Source organism: Mycobacterium sp. E2462, from assembly GCF_001672685.1.
Lineage (GTDB): Bacteria > Actinomycetota > Actinomycetes > Mycobacteriales > Mycobacteriaceae > Mycobacterium.
The window spans coordinates 13,464-33,219 of the sequence record NZ_LZKC01000194.1 but is presented as its reverse complement, the minus strand read 5'-3'; the positions used below and the strand labels follow the sequence as shown (position 1 = coordinate 33,219).

General features: G+C 71.1%; 16 protein-coding genes. 7 read left to right on the top strand and 9 right to left on the bottom strand.

Annotated features, from left to right (window positions below; genetic code table 11):
- The first annotated feature begins 48 nt into the window (after nt 1-48).
- The 3 genes from A5714_RS09775 to A5714_RS09765 are packed head-to-tail and all read left to right on the top strand — an operon-like array spanning nt 49 to nt 3,669.
- The gene (locus A5714_RS09775) at nt 49-1,062 is read left to right on the top strand and encodes a glycosyltransferase family 4 protein (RefSeq protein ID WP_068284845.1); all 1,014 of its coding nucleotides are present in this window, start codon (nt 49-51) and stop codon (nt 1,060-1,062) included.
- A gap of 10 nt (nt 1,063-1,072) precedes the next feature.
- Entirely contained in the window at nt 1,073-1,996 is a 924-nt protein-coding gene (locus A5714_RS09770) for an aldo/keto reductase (protein WP_068284843.1), read from the top strand.
- Nucleotides 1,993-3,669 carry a GMC oxidoreductase gene (locus tag A5714_RS09765; protein WP_068284841.1) on the top strand — a complete coding sequence of 559 codons (1,677 nt, stop codon included), beginning with the start codon at nt 1,993-1,995 and terminating at the stop codon, nt 3,667-3,669. The genes A5714_RS09770 and A5714_RS09765 overlap by 4 nt, the downstream gene beginning before the upstream one ends.
- 5 nt (nt 3,670-3,674) lie before the next feature.
- On the opposite strand, the gene A5714_RS09760 is transcribed toward A5714_RS09765, so the two are convergent.
- Together A5714_RS09760 and A5714_RS09755 are read right to left on the bottom strand one after the other, a co-directional pair.
- Entirely contained in the window at nt 3,675-4,718 is a 1,044-nt protein-coding gene (locus A5714_RS09760) for a glycosyltransferase family 4 protein (protein ID WP_068284839.1), read from the bottom strand.
- Between the two features lie 11 nt (nt 4,719-4,729).
- Nucleotides 4,730-5,560 (bottom strand): class I SAM-dependent methyltransferase, encoded by an 831-nt coding sequence (locus A5714_RS09755; protein ID WP_068284837.1) that lies wholly within the window; start codon nt 5,558-5,560, stop codon nt 4,730-4,732.
- A 253-nt stretch (nt 5,561-5,813) separates the two neighbouring features.
- On the opposite strand from A5714_RS09755, the gene A5714_RS09750 reads away from it, so the two are divergent.
- Nucleotides 5,814-6,677 (top strand): hypothetical protein, encoded by an 864-nt coding sequence (locus tag A5714_RS09750; protein ID WP_068284835.1) that lies wholly within the window; start codon nt 5,814-5,816, stop codon nt 6,675-6,677.
- A 4-nt stretch (nt 6,678-6,681) separates the two neighbouring features.
- On the opposite strand, the gene A5714_RS09745 is transcribed toward A5714_RS09750, so the two are convergent.
- From A5714_RS09745 to A5714_RS09725, 5 genes are all read right to left on the bottom strand, one after another.
- A complete protein-coding gene (locus A5714_RS09745; protein ID WP_068284833.1) occupies nt 6,682-8,652 on the bottom strand; it encodes a glycosyltransferase in 1,971 nt (656 codons plus the stop codon).
- Nucleotides 8,649-10,136, bottom strand: a complete 1,488-nt coding sequence (locus A5714_RS09740; protein WP_068284831.1) for a flippase — start codon at nt 10,134-10,136, stop codon at nt 8,649-8,651. Before A5714_RS09740 ends, A5714_RS09745 begins: the two co-directional genes overlap by 4 nt.
- A 5-nt stretch (nt 10,137-10,141) precedes the next feature.
- Complete coding sequence (locus A5714_RS09735; RefSeq protein WP_231975855.1) at nt 10,142-11,635, bottom strand: sugar transferase; 1,494 nt, start codon at nt 11,633-11,635, stop codon at nt 10,142-10,144.
- A gap of 77 nt (nt 11,636-11,712) precedes the next feature.
- A complete protein-coding gene (locus A5714_RS09730; protein ID WP_068065245.1) occupies nt 11,713-12,303 on the bottom strand; it encodes a dTDP-4-dehydrorhamnose 3,5-epimerase family protein in 591 nt (196 codons plus the stop codon).
- 62 nt (nt 12,304-12,365) lie between these two features.
- On the bottom strand, nt 12,366-13,571 hold the full coding sequence (locus tag A5714_RS09725; protein ID WP_068065241.1) for a PPE family protein: 1,206 nt from the start codon (nt 13,569-13,571) through the stop codon (nt 12,366-12,368).
- Between the two features lie 536 nt (nt 13,572-14,107).
- Between A5714_RS09725 and A5714_RS09720 the strand changes: the two genes are divergently transcribed.
- The 3 genes from A5714_RS09720 to A5714_RS09710 all read left to right on the top strand — a co-directional run bounded on the left by A5714_RS09720 (nt 14,108) and on the right by A5714_RS09710 (nt 17,695).
- Nucleotides 14,108-14,785: a TetR/AcrR family transcriptional regulator gene (locus A5714_RS09720; protein WP_068065238.1), complete on the top strand. Its 678-nt coding sequence runs from the start codon at nt 14,108-14,110 to the stop codon at nt 14,783-14,785.
- Nucleotides 14,786-14,913: 128 nt separating this feature from the next.
- Nucleotides 14,914-15,633: a TetR/AcrR family transcriptional regulator gene (locus A5714_RS09715; RefSeq protein ID WP_068284829.1), complete on the top strand. Its 720-nt coding sequence runs from the start codon at nt 14,914-14,916 to the stop codon at nt 15,631-15,633.
- A gap of 139 nt (nt 15,634-15,772) precedes the next feature.
- Nucleotides 15,773-17,695 (top strand): hypothetical protein, encoded by a 1,923-nt coding sequence (locus tag A5714_RS09710; RefSeq protein WP_369829435.1) that lies wholly within the window; start codon nt 15,773-15,775, stop codon nt 17,693-17,695.
- Nucleotides 17,696-17,705: 10 nt separating this feature from the next.
- Here A5714_RS09710 and A5714_RS09705 read toward each other — a convergent pair whose 3' ends face one another.
- Entirely contained in the window at nt 17,706-18,068 is a 363-nt protein-coding gene (locus tag A5714_RS09705) for a PAS domain S-box protein (RefSeq protein WP_068065233.1), read from the bottom strand.
- A 109-nt stretch (nt 18,069-18,177) separates the two neighbouring features.
- Nucleotides 18,178-19,746 carry a methionine--tRNA ligase gene (gene metG, locus A5714_RS09700; RefSeq protein WP_068065226.1) on the bottom strand — a complete coding sequence of 523 codons (1,569 nt, stop codon included), beginning with the start codon at nt 19,744-19,746 and terminating at the stop codon, nt 18,178-18,180.
- Between the last annotated feature and the right edge of the window lie 10 nt (nt 19,747-19,756).

The window sequence follows — 19,756 nt, the reverse complement described above, 5'->3', positions numbered from 1 at the left end:
GGCGGACGCCCCGCCGGCCGCCGCCCCCGCGCTGGCCGGGGCGCACCCGTGACCGCGGTCATCCACGTCGGCCCCGACATGTACAGCTTCGGCGGCACGCAGTCCGTGATCCGGGTGCTGCGCGACCACACGATCGGGGCCGACGACGTGCGCGTCCTGTCGACCTGGAACGGCCGGCGGCACGGCAAGAGCTTGCTGCTGACGGCGCGTGCGGGCGCGGCGCTGGCCCGCGCCCCGCGCTCGGCCGTCACACACTTCCACATCTCCAACGGCGGGGCCTGGCTGCGCGAAGGGCCGCTGCTGCGGCTGGCCCGGGCCCGCGGCTTTCGGGTGGTCGTCACCATCCACGGCTCGGACTTCCCCGAATTCGCCCGCGCGCGACCGGAGTTCGTCGGGTCGACGTTACGCAGGGCAGACCACGTCATCGTGCTGTCGGAGGAGGCGCGCACCGCGGTCGAGGCGGTGGCCCCCGGCGTGGCGACCTCCGTGGTGGCGAACCCGATCGCGATCGACGCCGACGCGCCCGGCGCCGCGTCGACGCCGCCCGTGGTGCTCTTCGCCGGCACCATCGGCAGGCGCAAGGGGGTCGACAAGCTGGTCGAGGCGTGGCGGTTGCTGCTCGCCGAGGGCATCGAGGGACACTGCCGCATCGTCGGCGTCCTCGACGACTACGTGCCGCCGCAGGTGGAGCGGCTGACCGTCGAGGGCCCGGTGCACCCGGACGACATCCGCGACCTGCTGCGCACCGTGCGGGTGGTCACGCTGCCGTCCTTCGCCGAGGGGATGCCGATGATCCTCACCGAGGCACTCGCCGGGGCGCGACCGTTCGTCGCCACCCCCGTCGGCGGCACCGCCGAAATCGCCTGTGACCCCGCGATGTTGGTGCCCGTCGGGGACGTGCCCGCGCTCGCGGCGGCCATCGGCCGGTACCTGCGCGATCCGCAGCTGGCCGAACGCGACGGCCTGCGCGGTCAGGCGCACATCGCCGCCACCCGCAGCCCGGAGGTCATCGGCGCGCAGCTGCGCCGCATCTACGAGGGCTGCGCCGTTGAAACACGTTGAGCTGCAAGGGGTGTCGGTGAGCGCCGTCGGCTTCGGCTGCGGCGGCCTGCTGCAGGCGCCGTCGCGCCGGGAGCGGCTGGCCGTGCTCGCCGCGGCGGTGGACAACGGCATCACGCACTTCGACACCGCCCGGATGTACGGGTTGGGCATGGCGGAGGCGGAGCTGGGCGCGTTCCTGCGCACCGTCGACCGCGACGCGGTGACGGTGGCCACCAAGTTCGGCATCGGCGTGGGCCCGATGGCGCGGCGGCTGGGGCGGTTTCAGGCGCCCGCGCGGGCCCTGCTGCGGGCGGCGCCGGGACTGCGCGCCGCGGTCAAGCGGCGCCAGGCGGCGCCGCCGGCGCCCCGGGTGTACGACGCCGTCGGGGCGGCCCGCAGCCTCGACGAGAGCCTCGCGGCGTTGGGCGTCGAGCATGTCGACATCCTGTTCGTGCACGGGCCGCGGCCCGGCGACGTCGTGGCCGCCGACGAGCTGTGCGGGTTCTTCGAGCGCGCCCACCGGCAGGGCAAGATCCGCGCGTGGGGGGTCTCGCAAGACGAGGGGCTCGAGGTGGACTTTGCGCGCGACTTCGCCCCGCGCGGGGTCAGCCAGGTCCGCGGCGACGCGCTCACCCCGCCGCCGCGCCCGGCGGACCTCGTTTTCGGCGTGCTCAATTCGGCGCACACGACGCTGACCGCGGCGCTGCGGGCCGACGCGGCCCTGGCGCGCCGCTGGCGCGACACCTTGCAGCTCGACCCGCTCGCGCCCGGGGGGCTGGCCAGGCTGATCCTCGGATGCACCGCGGCCGCGACCGGGTGCCGAGCCATCCTGTACAGCAGCACCAAGCCCCGGCGCGTCGCCGAGGCCGCCGACGCGCTGTCGTCGCCGCCCGACCCCGAGACCGTCACGCGCTTCCTCGCCCTCGCCGCCGACGGCCGCGGCGGTGACAGATGATCCGGGAAGACTTCACCGACGGCGCGACCATCGAGACCGACGTGGCGGTCGCCGGGGCCGGCGCGATCGGCATCGCGACCGCGCTGGAGCTCGCGCGGGCGGGCGTGCGGGTGGCGTTGATCGAAAGCGGACTCGAGCGGACGAGCCCAGCGGCCCAAGACCTGTCGACGCTGGACTCGCGGCAGGACGACGAGCTGCACGCGCGCAGCGAGCTGATGATCCGCCGCCAGCTGGGCGGGACGACGGCGCTGTGGGGCGGCCGCTGCGTCGCATTCGACCGCATCGACTTCGAGGAGCGGCCCCTCACGGCGCAGGCGCCCTGGCCCATCGGCTACGACGACGTCGCGCCCTACCTGCAGCGCGCCTGCGACTGGGCGGCGTGCGGACGGGCGGTGTTCAACGCGCGCGACGTGCCGGAGCTCGCCCGGCACGACCTGGTGGCCGGCCTGCCCGACGGTGAGGTCCGCACAACGGATCTCGAGCGGTGGGCGCTGCCCACCCGGTTCGGGCGCCAGTACCGCCCGGCGCTGCGCGACGCCGAGACGTTGACCGTGTGGACGGGCCTGACGTGCACCGAGATCGTCACGGCCGGGGACCGCGTCGGCCATCTCGTCGTCAAGTCGCTCGACGGCCGGCAGGGCCGGGTGGTCGCCGCCGACTACGTGCTCGCAACGGGGGGGTTGGAGGCGACGCGGCTGCTGCTGGCCTCCGGCGAGCTGGGCAACGCGGGCGGGCACCTCGGGCGCTGGTACATGTCGCACGTCGAGGGCCGCGTCGCGCGCGTGCACTTTCGCACCGACGACGTCCGCTACGGCTACGAACGCGACGGCGACGGAGTCTACGTCCGGCGGCGGTTCACCTTCGACCCGCGGCTGCAGCGCGAGGCGGGGATGCTCAATGCCGCGGTCTGGCTGGTCAATCCGCCGATCAGCGACCCGAGCCACGGCAGCGGGATCTTGTCGGGCGTCTACCTGACGCTGATCTCGCCGGTCGGGCGGTTCCTGCTCGCCGAGGCGATCCGCGCCAAGCACACGCACACCGACGGCCCGCCGCGCGTCCTGGCGCACCTGCGCAACATCGTCCGGGATCTCTTCGGCTCGCTGCGGTTCGCCGTCACCTTCTCCTACGCCCGGTTCCTGCGCCGCGGCCGCAAGGCGCCGGGCTTCTTCGTCAAGAGCGCCGACAACCGCTACCTGTTGCACTATCACGGGGAACACCTGCCGCACTGGGAAAGCCGGGTCGAGCTGGCCGACGACCGCGACGCGCTCGGCATGCGCAGGCTGCGCACCCATATCCACTTCTCCGACGCCGACTACGCCAGCGTGCGTGCAGCCATCGCCGTCATCGACGCGCACCTGCGGCGGCACGGTGTCGGGCACGTGGAGTGGCTCACCGACGACGTCGAGGGCGCGGTGCGCGAATTTCTGCGCGGGCACGCCGGCTACCACCAGGCTGGGACCACCCGCATGTCGCGGACCCCGGACGGCGGCGTCGTTGACGCCGACCTGCAAGTCCACGGGGTGCGCGGCCTCTACGTCGCGAGCACCTCGGTGCTGCCGACGTCCAGCCAGGCCAACCCGACGCTGCTGGGCATCGCTCTGGGCGTACGGCTGGCGGACCGCCTCGCCGCGGCCCGAAAGGGTTGCGACGCAACGCAACCCAGGACCGCGTGACGGGTTCAGCGCCGGCGCGCCAACACCCCGGCGATCACCTCGAGGATGCGCTGGGCGACGATGTCGACGTCGCAGCGCCGCGCGTAGTGCCGCGCCGCCTGCGCCCCGAGCTGCGCGGCGGCGCCCGGGTCGGCCAGTAGGTCGAACGCGGCGGCCAATCCGGCCACGTCGTCGACGCCGACGGGATCGCAACCCGGTGGCTGGTATTCGGGCAGGGCGCCCGCGGTGGACACGATCGGCATCACGCCCAGCTGCATCGACAGCACCTGCACGCCGCTCTGTGAGGCGCGCCGGTAGTGCGAGATCGAGCCCTTCGCCGCGGCGAGCGTCGGGATGACGTCGGCGTAGCGGTAACTGCCGGTGCGCCACCGGGTGTGCTTCGGCAGCGCCGCGGGGTCGAGCGACCCGCCACCGATGAGGACCAGATCGTCGCCGCGCCAACCGCCGCCGCCGACGTGCCGTTGCCAGGCCTCGAGCACGACGTCGACGTTCTTGTACGGGTTGAGGCGGCCGAACATGACGAAGTCGCGCCGCCCCTGCGGCCCGACGAACGGCGGCACCCGCGGCGGGTCGATGTCGCTGGCCAGCGGCACCACGTGCACGGCCGTGCCCGCCACGTCGCGGCGCCCGGCCACGCCGGCCGCCACATAGTCGCTGTAGGTGATCGTGGCCGCCGAGCGGGCCCCCCAGCGGTCAAAGACCGCGCGCTCGTAGCTTGGCGTCTGCTCACCCGGGTCGTGCGGTTGGTCGTCATGCACCACCTGGATGCGCGGCGCCCGCCCGGCAAGCGCGATCCAGCGGGGATCGCGGACGATCTCGGCGATGACCACGTCGGGCCGGTAGCGCCGTATCCGGCCCCACGCCCGCAGGGTCGGCGGCCAAGTCGACGCGGTGCGGAACCGCGGATCGAGCACCAGCTCGTAGCCACGGGCGGCGTCCGACTCGGGATGCCGGTCGGAGGTCACCAACAACACGTCGGCGCCGGCCCGCTGCAACGCCTCCGCCTGCACCCGCACCGCCGGCCGCGTCCATGGCGAAAGCCACAGCACCCGAGGCGAAGTCACGGCAGGGCCCGGCCCTGGTCGGGCTGCAAGAAGGTGTCCGCGTCGGTCCACATCCGCGTCTGGAGGCCGCGCCGCGGCAATGCTTGCAGGGCGCCGGTGATCCGCGGCGAGGCGAGCAGCCGCCACACCAGCGGGTTGATCTTGGCCCGCGTCCAGACGTGAATCCCCATGCCCCCCAACGCCCACCACCGGGTCTTGGAGGTGTGGAAGTCCATGCCGAACCGCTTGCCGATGAGCTCCAGCGTCGAGCGTTGGTAGAAGGTGATGTGCTGGCCGGTGGCGAACGCGTAGTACATCCACTCCCGCGGATCCGGGGGCGCACCGGCGAACATCTCCGTGGTGAAGATGATCGTGTCGGTGCCGGTGGTGTCCAACAGCTCCGCGACGAACGCGACCGGGTCGGCCAGGTGCTCGAGCACCTCGAAGGCCGTGACGGCGGTGTAGGGGGCGCCCGGGCCGGCCTCGGCCTCGAAGCCCTGCGCCGTCAGGTTGGGCGAGTACTTGTCGGTCCAGTAGAAGTCGTAACCGATGTCGCGCATCAGGCGGGTGAACACCCCGTAGCCCCCGGCCGCGTCGAGGTAGCGACCGTCCCGGTCGAACAGGAAGTACAGCAACACCGAGACCGCCTGGGCGAGGTACTGGTTGCGCCACAGCAACGTGGTGTCCGCCGCCGCCACCGGGCTGGCATAGGCCTCGTCCAGCCAGAACGGCTCGTCGGTTTGCAGGCCGCCGCAGTTGCCGCAGAAGTGATAGTGGGTCTGGTATTTGCCCAGCACCTGGTGCGAGAACGCCGGGGTGGTGCCGGAACTGCAGATGCGGCACAGCACGCTATCGAGCCTTCCCCGAACGGGTCACGCGCTGTCAGCAAACGCGAGACGGACGGTTCGAACCTACGGCACACGGCGCGTGGTGGGCAAGCGTTCGGCGGTGTCCACGGGACGCAGGAAGCGGTTGGGAAGGAACGGCATTGGCGAGGCCTGGCGTCCCTCGCGGCAAATCACCGGCGTGGCAACTCCTTGCTGGTAGCTTTATGGTCCACTCGAGCATCCGGGAAAGAGGCGCTGCGGAGATGACCGCCCGATGAGCAGCAACGCGACGCCCTCGGCCCGGCAGCGGGTCAAGCAGCGGGTGCGGCGCGTCCTGGGCACCGAAACGCTGGAGCAGCTCAAGGATCTGGTGCTGTTCGACCATTCACAGTCCCGCAAGGCCGAGCACCCCAACCCGTTGAACCGCGCCGGGCGCAAGTGCTTCTCGTCGACCGACCAGGACGGGATCACCCTGGAGATCCTGCGCCGGATCGGGTCGCTCGACGACGGGGTGTTCGCCGAATTCGGGGTGGGTGACGGCACCGAGAACAACACGCTGATCCTCGCCGCGCTGGGCTGGAAGGGATTCTGGGTCGGCGGCCAGGATTTGGCGGTCGACCCCGGCGACAACCCGCGCTTCACCTACGAGAAGGCGTGGATCACCGCCGAGAACATCCTGGCCCTGAGCCGGAAGTGCCTGCGGGCCATCGACGCCACGACCGTCGACGTCGTGTCGCTGGACCTCGACGGCAACGACATCTACCTCGTGGAGACCTTGTTGGCGGGCGGGGTGCGCCCGAAGCTGTTCGTCGTCGAATACAACGGCAAGTTCCCGCCCCCGGTGCGCTTCCAGATCGCCTACGACCCGCAGCACGTCTGGCAGTCCGACGACTATTTCGGGGCGTCGCTGGCCAGCTTCGCCGCGCTGTTCGCCACCTTCGACTACCGGCTGGTCTGCTGCAACGCCCATTCCGGTTCCGACGCGTTCTTCGTCGACGCCGCCTTCGCCGAGCGCTTCGCCGACGTCCCCACCGACATCGCCCAGCTCTACGCCGAACCGCGCTACTTCCTCTACGGCGGATTCGGCCAGCACCCGACGTCGCCGCGGACCGTGGCGAAAATCCTCGGCGGGCGCTGACGCCTCAGAAGCGTTGGGCGCCAACGTCATCGAGGACGGCGCCGATCGCCTCGAGGTAGGCGTCGGTCATCGCCTCCACGGTGTAAAGCCGCCGCATCCGCTCGAAGCCGCGGCGCCCCACCGCGGGCAGGGCGGCGGGGTCGGCGAGGATCGCGGCCAGGCAGTCCCGCCAACCGCGCACCGACACGTCGTCGACGAGGAACCCGGCGGCGCCGAAGTCGAGCATCTCCGGGACGGCGCAGATGGCCGACGCCGCGACGGGCACCGCCCGGGCCATCGCCTCGAGGATCACCAGGGGGAACGCCTCGGAGCGGCTGGGCACGCACAGCAGGTCGGCGTCGGCCAAGGCGGGCCCCGGGCCGGGCGACCAGCCGCGCCAGTGCACCCGGTCGCGCAGCGCGCCCGGCGTGCGGGCCTGCAGCCGCTCCCGGTCCGGGCCGTCACCGAAGATGGACAGCCGCCACGGCAGGTCGGCCAGTTCGCCCAGCGCCTCGACCAACACGTGCGGGTTCTTGTGCTCGAGGATGCGCGACAGCATCACCAGATGCGGGGCATCGGCGGCGTCGCGGGTCCGCGGGGCGGGTTCACCGGTCAGGGCGACACCGTTGGGCGCGGTGAACCGCCGCCCCCTTAGGGGGTGCTGGGCGACCAGCATCTCCCAATGCCGTTGCGCGAGAACGATGAAGCCGTCCGCCCGGCACATCGCGGCGGTCAACGGCCGCGAGTAGATGGGCCGATCCTCCTCGGGCGGGACGTGGGGCGCGACCAGCCAGCGCCGGTCCCGGCCGGCGGCGCGCCACAGCGTGGCGAAGCCGGCCTCGGTGTTGGTGTCGGCCGTGATGAGCACGGCCGGGCCGCGGGGGATGTCGACGATCGGGGCCCACCAGGGTTGGCGCACCACGCGCACGGAGGGCGGGATCTCGGCGATCAACGGGCCGAACCGCTGCATGCACACGATGGTCACCTGGTAGCCGCGCCGGTCCAATTCGGTTGCCAGTAATGCTTTTTGGCGCTCGGCGCCGCCGTGCACCAGGCGGTTGGTGCTGATCACGATGCTCGGCGTCCCGGTGCGCCGCGGCGCCCCCCGGCGCCGCCGCGCCAGCGCGGTCGCGGCCAGATACGCATCGGCGTGGTGGACGCCGCGCCGATGCTCGAGCAGCAGCGCGGTGTTGGCGCGCACCAGGTCACCCACGCGGTCGCGCTCGGCGCCCGTGCCGGCACCCGGGTCGCGCCGGACGGCGCCGAGCTCGTCGGCGAGCAGGATCCGCCAGCCCGCCGCGCGGGCGCGGGCCTGCCAGTCGGCCGTCTCCCCGTGCACGAAGAACTCCTCGTCGAAGCCGCCGACGCTGTTCCACGCCGCGCGGCTGATCGCCAGGCACGCGCCGCTCACGTCGCCCTCGAGGGCCGCCGTCTCCCGCGGCTGCCTGCCATAGTGTCGCGAGAGCGGCGTGCCGCGCAGCGCCGCGTCGTACCCCGCGGCCGAGGTCAGCGCCCGCAGCAGGGTGGGCGGGCGGCTGGCGTTGTCCCACGGCGCTTCTGCGGCCGCGGCGTCGTCGCGGGTCATCGGCGCGACCGCTGCCACCTTCTCCCGGCGCAGCAACTCGCGGGTCCGCTGCAACGGCCCCAGCAGCCGAGCGCCGGGTTTGAGCACCAGCAGGTCGGCGTCGGCGGGCGTGCGATCCACCAACGCGTTGACTGCCGCGGCGAAGCCGATGTTGGCCGGCCCCAGCACCCAGTCGACGTGCGGGTACGCCGCCGCCAGCTCGCGGCGGCCGGGGTAGTCCGCGCCGCTGTTCTCGTAGACGTGAATCGGCACGCCCGGCAGGTGTTCGGCCGCGCTGTCCAGGCAGACCCGCAGCGCGTCGTGGCTTCGGTACCCGACGACCAGCGCCGCGAGCGAACGGGTGCCGGGCGGCCCGGCGCCGCCGCCGGCCGGGCGCCGCAGGTACGTCCGGTCCAGTTCCTGGCGCGTCATGCGACCGGCTGGTTCTGGTGCGGGGAGCCCTGCACGGAGGTCCGCAGCGCACCCAGATCCGACCAGCGCAACGGGCCCACTACGGCGCTGGTGACCAGGTAGACGACGGCCGCGACGCCGAGCCGCAACACCACGTGCTGACCCGAAAGCGCCAGGGCGGCAACGACGCTCGCCCCGGTCGGGATCAGCACGCGCAGCCCGAACAGGACGGGGGTGCGGTAACCGCACTCGCGGCGCAACCACCAGCTGCTGATGACCATGTTGAAGAACTCCGTGCACACCAGCGCGATGCCCGGCCCCACGGCGCCGAGCCGTCCCGCGAGCGCGACGTTCAGGGCGACGTTGAGCACCAGCGTTGCGACGGTCAGCCACAACAGGATTCGCTGGTGGTGGCTGGCCACCAGGCCCTGGCCCAGGGTGCCGCTGACGAACCGCAGCGCCGCCGCGACGAACAGCAGCGCGAGCGTGGGCGTGCCGCGGGCGATGAACGCCTTGTCACCGAACAACCCGATGAGCGGACCGGCCAGCAGCGCGCCAATCACCGCGACCGGCACCGCCGCGAAGTACATCAGCTCGACGCTGCGGCGCAGGAACCCGGCGAACGCGGCCACGTCCCGCGCGAACAGCTCGGTGGCGGTCGACAGCGTGGACTTGAGGAAGATCAGCGAGACGACGATGGTGTTGAACGCGATGGTGAAGGCCAGCCCGTAGACGCCCACCTCGGATGGCGTGCTCAGCAGCGACAGGATGACGCCGTCGGCGCGGCAATACAGCAGCCCGACCACCAGAAAACCGATGAGCGGCAGGCTTTCCCGCAGCAGGTCGGCGGCCTCGCGCAGCGCGAACAGCGGGCGCACCGAGATCTGGCGCATCGCGGCGCCGCCCTGGATCAGCAGCGCGATGGCCGGCGGGATGAGCTGTGCGACGGCGAACCAGATGACGTCGCAGCGGGAGGCCACCAGCCAGGCGACCAGGATGAGGGCGGCGATCCGGCCGGCGACGTCGGAGATCGCCACCGCGGCGAATCGGACGGTGGCCAGGAACACCGGTTCGAACCGGGTCACCATGGTCTGCATCAGCAGCGCACCCGAAAGCACCACGAGCATCACCCGCACGTGCGCGTCACCGTAGATCAGCACGCCGGACCCGGCCGCCAGCACCGCGAGCGGAACGCAATACACAAGGGCCAGACCGCTGTTGATGCGTACCAGGCGTTCCAGGTCGCCGCGCCCGGAGGTGACCCGCCGCACGATGACGGTGGCGATGCCGAGGTCAGCCAGGCTGGTCCACATGGCGATGAACAGCATCGCGATGGAGAGCTGGCCGTAACGGCCGGGGCCGAGGTAGCGGGCGGTCATCGCGACCGACACCACCGAGGCGAGCATGCCCGCCGCCCGGCAGGCCAATTGGATGGAGAAGGCGTGCGCCATCCGCGACACCGGCACCGAGCCCACGACCGCGTCTGGCGCCGTCGGCTCAGTCATGGCCCCTAGTATGCGCCGTGGCTGGTCAGGACGGCCTTGACCGTCTTGGCGATGATCATGAGGTCACCGGCCATCGACCAGTTGTCGACGTAGGACAGGTCCAGCCGCACCGACTCGTCCCACGACAGGTCCGAGCGCCCGCTCACCTGCCACAGCCCGCTGACGCCGGGCTTGACCAGCAGCCGCCGCCGCACGTCGCCGTCGTAGTTCTCGACCTCGCGGCGCAGCGGCGGCCGCGGCCCGACGACGCTCATGTCGCCCTTGACCACGTTGAGGAACTGGGGCAGCTCATCGATGCTGAAGCGCCGCAGGAACCTGCCGACGGGGGTGACCCGGGGGTCGCTGCGCATCTTGAACAGCATGCCGCCGGCGGAGTCGTTGAGCGTCAACAGCTGCCCGAGCTGCCGGTCGGCCCCGTCGATCATCGTGCGGAACTTGAGCATGGTGAACGGTTGCCCGTCGATGCCGATCCGCTCCGACCGATAGAAGACGGGTCCCCTGCTGGTCAGCTTGATGGCGATCGCGGCGACCAGCAGGATCGGCAGCGTCGCGAGCAGCGCCGCCAGCGAGAAGCACACGTCGAAGGCCTGCTTCTGGAAGCGCTGGGTGCCTTCGTACTGCGGCTTTTCGACGTGCAGCAGCGGCGATCCGGAGGTGAGCCGCAGGGTCAGCCGCGCCTCGGCGACGTCCACCACGCCGGGGGCGACGACCAGGTCGACGTCGCGGCTCTCCAACTGCCACATCAGTTCGCGGATGGCCTGCACGCCGAAGTGCTCGGTGCGCGTCACCGCCACGGTGTCGGCGCCGCAGCGCTCGAGGGCGGCCAGGGCGTCGGTCTCGTCGCCGAGGATGGGCACCTCGCGGCCGTCGATGGTCAGCGTCTTGCCGCGCGCCGGGCCGTAGCCCGGGATGCAGACCCCGACCACCACGCAGCCGCTCTTCGGGTTGCGGGCCAGCTCGTGCGCGAGGTGGGAGACGGCCGTGCGGTCGCCGATCGCCAGCACCGTCGTGCGGCACTGGCCGGCCGCCCGCAGGCGGCTGATGTGGGTGCGCCACAGGCTGCGGCTGGCCAGCAGCCCCAGCGTCCCGGCGGGCAGGGCGATCGCCAGGTAGCCGCGGGCCAGGTCCACCTTGGCCAGCAGGGTGACCATCGCGATGATGCCGAACGTCCAGAACGACGCGCTGCCGATGCGCCGGTACTCGTCGATGCCCGCCCCGATGACCCGCGCCGAGCGGGTCTGGAACACCGCGAGGGCCGACAGCCACAACGCGGCGAACAGGACCGAGAAGAACGTCATGACGGCGTCGGGGTAGCCCGAGGTGTTCGCGATCTCGCCGAACCGGACGTACTGGGCGAGCAGCACCGACGCGCACACGATCGCGGTGTCGGACAGCCGCAGCCGCCGCGCGAACTGGCGCTGCCAGCGCCGCGCCGGTGCGGTCGCGGGTGCGGCGCTCGCCGGGAGGCCGTCGGCCGGGTCGCCGGGCAACGAGATCATCACGGCCGGTGCCCGCTTACGCGTCCGCTGGTGCGGCCAGGCCTGCATGCCGGTCGGGGCCGGACATATCGGCGCGCTCACCGGTCGGCCTTCGCGCAGAGCTGCCCGAGCCGTGCCGCCGTCTCGACGGGCGCCAACTCGGCGGTGCGCGAGGGCCACGTGGCGTCCTGCTCGGAGATGACGGTGACCGGCAGCGGCCACACGATGGCGAATTCGGGGTCGTTCCACCGGAAGCCCTGCTCGCCGAGCGGCGCCCGCTGGCCGCTGAGCTGGTAGCTGACCTCGGTGTCGTCGATCAGCGTCTGGAACCCGTGCGCCACGTAGGGCGGCAGGAACAGCGCGCGGTGGTTGTCGGCGCTCAGCTCGACCATCACCTGGGTGCGGTAGGTCGGCGACTCGGGCCGGATGTCCACGGTGACGGCGGCGATGGCCCCGCGGCTGCAGCGGACCAGCTTGGTCTGGGCGTGCGGCGGCGCCTGCCGGTGCAGCCCCCGCACCGTTCCGCGGGTGTAGCTGAACAGGTTCTCGGTCTGCGCGACGTCGAACACCAGCCCGCGGTCGGCGAATTCGCGCGCGCAGAACGATCGCGAGGAGAAGCCGCGGTGATCGCGTTGCGGCTCGAGGTCGATGATCGTCAGCCCGGCGATTCTGGTGGGCGTGTACTTCACTTACCGCTCCTTTCGTGGCGGGCTGGGCTGGATTCGTCGGGGCGGGCGGCGCATCAGCCGACCTATCCGTAGCCGGCGGACGGGGGCCGCGTCATCACGGTGGGAATGACGCCGTAGCGGGGGCCGAGCGTCTTGCCGGAGGCGGCGGCCAGGCGCGGCAGCGAACCCAACATGCTGGGCGGCATCGACGGGCTGTTGATGGCGACGGCGGGCAGCGCGGCGGTGAGGTTGGCCGACGGGATGACGCTGGTCCAACTGGCCGGCACGGCCAGCGGGCCCAACGAGGCCGCGCTGCCGAGGCTGCCCATCACCCCGGAACCCAGCGAGCCGAGCGCGCCGGCGCCGGAGCTGGCGGCGCTCGCGGCCGTTCCGGCGGCGGCGATCGCGCCGTCACTGGCCGCCTTGGCCAGGCCCTGCGCGGTCTGGGCGATGCCCAGGATGGACGACATGCCGTACAGCGGCGTGGCGCCGGCCATGAAGTAGCTGGGGATGGAGCCCGGGACGCTGGACACCAGGGCGGAGACGATCGACGAGGAGGTCGAGTCGGTGGCCGCGCTGGTCACGCTGCCGGTCACCGCGGAGCCCAGGGTCGAACCCAGCGACGAGGTGGTGGCGGTCGTGGGGGAGGCCAGCGTCTGCAGGGTGGTGGGCACCGAGGAGACGATGTTCGCCGCGTGCTGGGTGGCGGACATGCCGAGCGCGGTGCTCACCGCGGTGCTTTGGTTGGACACCCCGACCGGGTCGACGACGTCGGGCGGTGACAGGAACGGCGTGACGTCGCACGCCGCCGCCGAGCCCGCCGCGTACTCGTACATCGCGGCGGCGTCCTGGGCCCACATCTCGCCGTACTCGGCCTCGGTGGCGGCGATCGCCGCGGAGTTCTGCCCGAAGAAGTTGGTGGCCAGCAGGGTGGCGAGCTGGACGCGGTTGGCGGTGACGGCCGGCGGCGGAACGGTCATCGCGAAGGCCGCCTCGTAGATCTCCACGGCGAGCCGCGCCTGGCCGGCGGCTTCCGCCGCCCGCGCCGCGGCGCCGGCGGTCCAGGCCATGTAGGGGGCGAACGCCGAGGCCATCGCCAGCGAGGTGGGGCCCATCCAGCGGGCGGTGGTCAGCCCCGTGATCACCGACCGGTAGGTGCTGGCGGCCGAGTGCAGTTCGGCGGCCAAGCCGTCCCAGGCCAGGGCCGCCGCCGTCAGCGACACCGGGCCGGGACCGGCGTACATCCGCGCGGAGTTGAACTCCGGGGGGAACGCGCCGAAGTCGATCACTGCACACCCCGGCCGCGGAACTCGCGACAGCCCGGGGCCTGCGGCCCCGGTGCCTTGGTGTTCAACGCCATGTGGTTCCCCTAACGCCTTTCGAAGAGACGAGCGTGTTGCTTGGCCTTGCCGCCCGGACCGAAGTCCAGTGGCGATGGGGTGCCGCAAACTGACTTTCTGACAATAACGTACAAAACATACTAATAGTTTGACAACACGCTGTGATGTAGACCGCAAGTATTTGACGAGCACGTCAACTAAGGTGACTGGCGGCTGCTTGCGTCTGGAGTAGCCTGAGAGTTCACAACGTTGCAGGTCAGATCGCCGGTGGCCCGCTAGAGAACCGAGGTTTCAGTGCTCCGCTCAAGCGAGGCGTCGTGGACGTGAGCCGCGTCGACTCCGGTCGCGTGGCCGGTCGAGCCGGTCGCGGGGCCGGTTCAGCCGATCGCGGGGCCGGGGACGGCACCGGGCGGCCCCCTGTCCACGACCGTAAATCCATACTTGTCGTCGGTTTTCGACCCGCCGGGCGCTGAGTCCGCACGACGATGCCCGGTACCTCGACCGATGGACGCGCCGATGCGACGCGCGGACAGATCTTGCGCGCGGCGTCCCATCAATTCGCGCGCCGGCCCTATCACGACGTCGGCCTCGACGACATCCTCGCCGAGGCCGAGCTCACCAAGGGCGCGATGTACTTCCATTTCAAGTCCAAGCACGCGCTGGCCGTCGCGATCATCGACAAGCAGACCGCGGGCGCAGCGGTCGCCGTCGACGAGCTGTCGACCCGGGGGTTGTCCGGACTGGAGACCCTGATCGACTTCTCGTTTCTGATCGCGGTCCAGGACATCCAGTCGGACCTGATCCGAGCCGGCCTGAACCTGATCGAGTCGGTCGGGCGGGCCGAGGGGCTGCAGGCCCGGCTGTTCAACGAGTGGGTCGAGGCGCTGGGCGCCGTCGTCTCCCGGGGCATATCCGAGGGCGACATCCCCGAGTCCTGCGGGCCGCAAGACTTGGGACGCATGCTGGTGTCCCTGCACATGGGGCTGCGCAAGACCAGCGACCTCGACGAGCCGGAACGCTTCCTGCGCGACGTCGAAAAATGCTGGTACCTGCTGCTGCCCGGCATCCTCAAGCCCGACCGACTCGACTACTTCCGCCAGTTCGTCCGGCGGCGCGCGACGCTGGCGGTCAACACCTGCACCGCCGACGACGAGGAGCCCTGACGGGCCCCGGCGGGGCCTTCGCGCCCGAAACCGCGCGGCGGCGCAGCTGATATCTTAGGCCCTCACCGGGATGTGCAAGACCAGAGATCATCTGCGCTTCGACGAGACACCGTTGTGCAGGGGGGGTAATGGCTCGTCAGGTCCGATCCGAGGCGACGCGGCGCAAGATCCTCGACGCCGCGATCGACGTGTTCGGCGAGGTGGGTTATGCGGGCGCCGGGTGGGCCACGATCATCGAGCGCACCGGGATGACCAAGGGCGCCCTCTATCACCACTTCGACTCCAAGGACTCGCTGGCCGCGGCCCTGATCGCCGAGGGGTCCGAGATCTTGCTCGACGCGTTCCGCAACGTCTGCAAGGCGTCGTCGCCGGGGCTGGAGAACATGGTCCACGGCACCTTCACCGTCAACGAGGTGCTGACCCTCGACAGACAGGCCCGCATCGCCGAGCGGCTGGCCGCGGCGCTGGCCGGTTACAACGCCGCGGCGGCGGGTTTCTACGGCGACCTGATCGCGGCCATGACCGCCCAGGCCCGGCGGGCCATCAAGGAGGGTGACCTGCGCGAGGACATCGACCCGCAGACGCTGAGCGTGTCGATGGTGGGCGCCATGTTCGGGCTGCGACTGATGGCCACGGCGCAGCACGGGGACCGGACGAACGCGGGCGAGGTCGGCGAACGCGCCGGCCGGCTGCTGCAGATCTGGAGCTATTTGCTGCCCGGCATCGTGACCGACGCGTCGCTGTCCTACATCCGGCAGTTCCTGGCCCGCGAGGCGCTGCGCCACGCCACGGCTACCGCCGCCGAACCCGCCGGCGACGGGCCGACGAGCGCGCCGGGATCCGCCTAAGACGCGAAACCCGCCCCCTCAACACGGCTTTCCGGTCTTGGGCTTGACGCGAGTTCAACAGTGCAATACTGCTCCGGTGACGTACCGGAGATGGCTGGGCAAAGGTGCCGCGCTGGCCGCTGTTCTCGGATTCCTGGTGATGAGCGCGCCGGCGGCGTGGGCCGCGCCCACCGATCCGGGTGCCACCACCACCGACTCGCCGACCATGACGCTGAGCGACCTCGGGCTGGCCCCGAGCCTGGAGTTCTGGGGTCAGACCACGTCCCAACAGCTCAGGGTGCCGGTGTTGCGGGGGTTGACGCCGGCCGCGCTGAACGCGACGGTCGAACTGCCGATCAACCTGCGATCCGGGACGCTCACCGTGACTCAGGACGACCGCACCATCGCGCGGCTGAACCTGCCGACCGCGGATCAGACGCCGATCGTCATCCCGCTGGCCGGCGCGGAGGTCATCGACAACTGGCTGACCCTGACGCTGCGGACGTACCTGGTGCCGCTGGACGGATTCTGCCTCTACCCGGAGAGCCCGCTGCGGCTGACCAACGGCACCGTCACCTACACCGGCGTCGAACGCCCGCCCACGACGGTGGCGCACTTCCTGCCGCCGGTGCTGCGCAAGCTGACCATCTTCCTGCCGCAATCGCCCACCGCCGGTGAGTCCGGCGCCGCGATCCAGCTGGCCGCCTCGGCGGCCTCGCGCTATGGGCGGCAGACGCCAGAGATCACGGTGGTACCGCTGAACGAGGGGCAGACGGCACCGCCCACGCCGCCGCAACCGTTGGAACGCCAGGTCGTCGTCAAGGAGGGGTCGGACAACGGGCTGACCGTGCAGGGCGGCGGCACCGCGACCTGGCTGCAGGTCTCGGGCCCATTGGGCAAGACCGAGGAATCCGACACCGCCGTGCTCTTCAGCGACGTGTCCGACCTGGCGCTGACGGCCCGGGCGTCGGCGGAGTCGGTGAAGACCGCCCCGCAGCTGCCGGGCGACACCGTCAAGCTGCGCGATCTCGGGCAGCAGTTCGCCAACGCCACCTCGTTGCAGCCCCGGGTGTCGATCGGCGTGGACCAAACCCGCTTCGGCAGGTCGATCCACGGGGTGCGGGTGCACCTGCAAGGCTCCTACACCCCGACGCCGGCCAACATCGGCGGCCGGATCGCCGTGACGGTCGGCCCGGAGAACATCGACCAGTGGCCGACGGACGGCCAGGGGGTCATCGACCGCTGGGTCGACGTCCCCGACCGGCTGCTGCAGCGCTACACCAGCGTCGACGTGGTGCTCGACGTCGCGTCGAACATCGGCCACTGCGGGGACTTCTACACCGCCGGCGCGGGGAATCAGCTGCTTACCCTGAACATCAACGGCGACAGCACCATTCAGAGCACCCGCGCCGCGCCCCCGGTGCCCGACGGCATGCAGTCGGTGCCGCAGTCCCTGATGCCGCGGGTGCAGGTCGGCATCGGTGACAAGTCGCTGATCGACACCGTGCGCGCGGTCAACCTCATGGTGGGCTTGCAGCGGATCAGCTCGATTCCCATCGACACCGCGGTCACCAGCGTGCAACAGGCGCTCGACTCGCCCAACCCCGCGGTGCTGATCGCGGCCGACGGGTGGAACCACTCCGACGTCACGCTGCCGGTGTCGGCGGGCCCCAGCGGGCCCATCACGGTCAACGCCGTCGAATCCGGCGGCAAGCCGACGAAGCTGTCGTTGGACCCGGCGCTGCGATTCGCTTCTCTGCAAACGGTTTTTAACCGCGGCCGGTCGCTGTTGGTCGCCACCTCCAACGGCGCGCCCGCCCAACTCGACGAGCTGTTGCGCTGGCTCAACACCGACGTCAAGCGCTGGCAGCGCCTCAAGGGCGTCGCGGTGCTGTCGACCCAGGGGCAGGACCCGGTGATCGTCGAGAACTCGCCGGCGGCCGCCGCCGCGGCGGCCGCGACCGCGGCGAGTCACGCGGATCGCGGGTGGCTGTGGTGGTTCGGCGGGGCGTGGGCCGCGGTGGCCGTGGTGGGCGTCGCGGTGATCGTGCTGCGCACCCGGCGCGAGTCACGCCGACGCTAGCGGTGCGGCGTTAGTCGCCGTCTTTCCACAGTTGTTCGGTGAGATCCTGGAACACGGCGAGCACGAATTGGTCGTCGGCGCGCCGGGTGGCCGATTTGCTCATCAGCGCGCGCACCACCGAGCCGTCCTTGTGCACCAGGCCGACCACCTCGTTGGCCAGCGCGTGCACCGTCGAGAGCAGGGACTCCGACGCGGGCGCGTCGTGGAAGATCTGGTCGAAGCGCAGCGACAGGATCTCCTCGGCGTCGCAGCCCACCATCTCGGCGAACGCGCCGTTGGTGAACAGGATGCTGCCGTCGTCGCCGATGGCCAGGACGGGAACCGGAATGCGTTCCAGCACCACCAGCGCGGGCAGCTGCTTGAGGGCCGTCATCGGGGACTGCCCGGTTTGCCGATTCTGTCGTCGGTCCACGGCCCGATTATGGCCTATGGCAGAACATATGGCCGACACCAGATCGGCGACGCGACGCCATGACCACTGGTCATTTCGTTTTCGCCGGCCCGTCGTCGCTCGGTGGCTGGTACCGCGGGAACACCCCGCTCGGTGCCGGCAGCACCGTGCCCGGGGTTAGCCGAGAACCGACGGCGGCGAAGCTGCGCTGCTCGGGCGGCTGGCCCAGCAGCTCCAGCAGTTTGGCGGCGGAGTCCGGCAAGACCGGCTGGATGAGCAGCGCCGCGATGCGCACGGCCTCGCACGTCGTGTAAAGCACTGTGCCAAAACGCTGTTGGTCCGACGCGGCCGCACTCTTGCGTAACACCCACGGCTGCTGGGCGGAGAAGTATCTGTTGGCCGCGCCCAGCATCAGCCAGATGGCCTCCAGGGCCAGGTGCATGGCCTGGCTGTCGAAGGCGGCGCGCACCCGATCGAGCAGGCCGTCGGCCGCGTCGAGCAACTCGGCGTCCTCGGCGGTGAACGCGCCGGGCTCGGGGACCACGCCGTCGAGGTTCTTGGCCACCATCGACAGCGATCGCTGGGCGAGGTTGCCGAGCTCGTTGGCCAGGTCGGCGTTGATTCGGGTGACGATGGCGTCCTCGGTGTAGCTGCCGTCCTGGCCGAACGGCACCTCGCGCAGCAGGAAGTAGCGCAGCTGGTCGAGGCCGAAGGTGTCGACCAGCGCGAACGGGTCGACCACGTTGCCGATCGACTTGCTCATCTTCTCGCCGCGGTTGAGCAGGAACCCGTGCGCGAACACCCGCCGCGGCAGTTCGATCCCGGCCGACATGAGAAACGCCGGCCAGTAGACGGTGTGGAAGCGCAGGATGTCCTTGCCGATCATGTGCAGGTCGGCCGGCCAATAGCGTTGGAACAGCGGGGATTCGGTGTCGGGATAGCCGACGCCGGTGAGGTAGTTGGTCAGCGCGTCGACCCAGACGTACATGACGTGATCGGGATGGTCGGGCACCTTGACGCCCCAGTCGAACGACGTCCGCGAGATGGACAGGTCGCGCAGGCCGCCGGAGACGAAGCTGACGACCTCGTTGCGCCGCACCTCGGGGGCGATGAAGTCGGGATTGGCCTCGTAGTGGGCCAGCAACTTGTCCCCGTACGCCGACAGCCGGAAGAAGTACGTCTGCTCTTCGGTCCACGTCACCGGCGTGCCCGTCTCGACGGCGACCCGGGTCCCGTCGACCACGGCGGTCTCCGACTCGACGAAGAACCGCTCGTCGCGCACCGAATACCAGCCCGAGTAGCTGTCCAGGTAGATGTCGCCCGCGGCCTCCATGCGGCGCCAGATCGCCTTGGACGCCTCGTGGTGGTCGGCGTCGGTGGTGCGGATGAAGCGGTCGAAGGAGATGTTCAGCTTCTCCTGCAGCCGCTGGAAGACGTCGGAGTTGCGCCGCGCCAGCTGGGCCGTCGGGATGCCCTCGGCGGCCGCCGTCTCGACCATCTTCAGGCCGTGCTCGTCGGTGCCGGTCAGGAACCGCACGTCGAAGCCGTCGAGCCGCTTGAAGCGCGCGATGGCGTCGGTGGCGATGTACTCGTAGGCGTGCCCGACGTGCGGGTTGCCGTTGGGGTACGTGATCGCGGTGGTGACATAGAACGGCCTCATCGAGAAACCA

What these genes read in the sequence shown, in the direction of transcription:
- A5714_RS09765 (WP_068284841.1), top strand. Translation starts at nt 1,993, where the DNA reads ATGATCCGGGAAGACTTCACCGACGGCGCGACCATCGAGACCGACGTG.
- A5714_RS09750 (WP_068284835.1), top strand. Translation starts at nt 5,814, where the DNA reads ATGAGCAGCAACGCGACGCCCTCGGCCCGGCAGCGGGTCAAGCAGCGG.
- A5714_RS09745 (WP_068284833.1), bottom strand. Translation starts at nt 8,652, where the DNA reads ATGACGCGCCAGGAACTGGACCGGACGTACCTGCGGCGCCCGGCCGGC.
- A5714_RS09740 (WP_068284831.1), bottom strand. Translation starts at nt 10,136, where the DNA reads ATGACTGAGCCGACGGCGCCAGACGCGGTCGTGGGCTCGGTGCCGGTG.
- A5714_RS09735 (WP_231975855.1), bottom strand. Translation starts at nt 11,635, where the DNA reads ATGATCTCGTTGCCCGGCGACCCGGCCGACGGCCTCCCGGCGAGCGCC.
- A5714_RS09720 (WP_068065238.1), top strand. Translation starts at nt 14,108, where the DNA reads ATGCCCGGTACCTCGACCGATGGACGCGCCGATGCGACGCGCGGACAG.
- A5714_RS09715 (WP_068284829.1), top strand. Translation starts at nt 14,914, where the DNA reads ATGGCTCGTCAGGTCCGATCCGAGGCGACGCGGCGCAAGATCCTCGAC.
- A5714_RS09710 (WP_369829435.1), top strand. Translation starts at nt 15,773, where the DNA reads ATGAGCGCGCCGGCGGCGTGGGCCGCGCCCACCGATCCGGGTGCCACC.
- A5714_RS09705 (WP_068065233.1), bottom strand. Translation starts at nt 18,068, where the DNA reads ATGACGGCCCTCAAGCAGCTGCCCGCGCTGGTGGTGCTGGAACGCATT.
- metG (WP_068065226.1), bottom strand. Translation starts at nt 19,746, where the DNA reads ATGAGGCCGTTCTATGTCACCACCGCGATCACGTACCCCAACGGCAAC.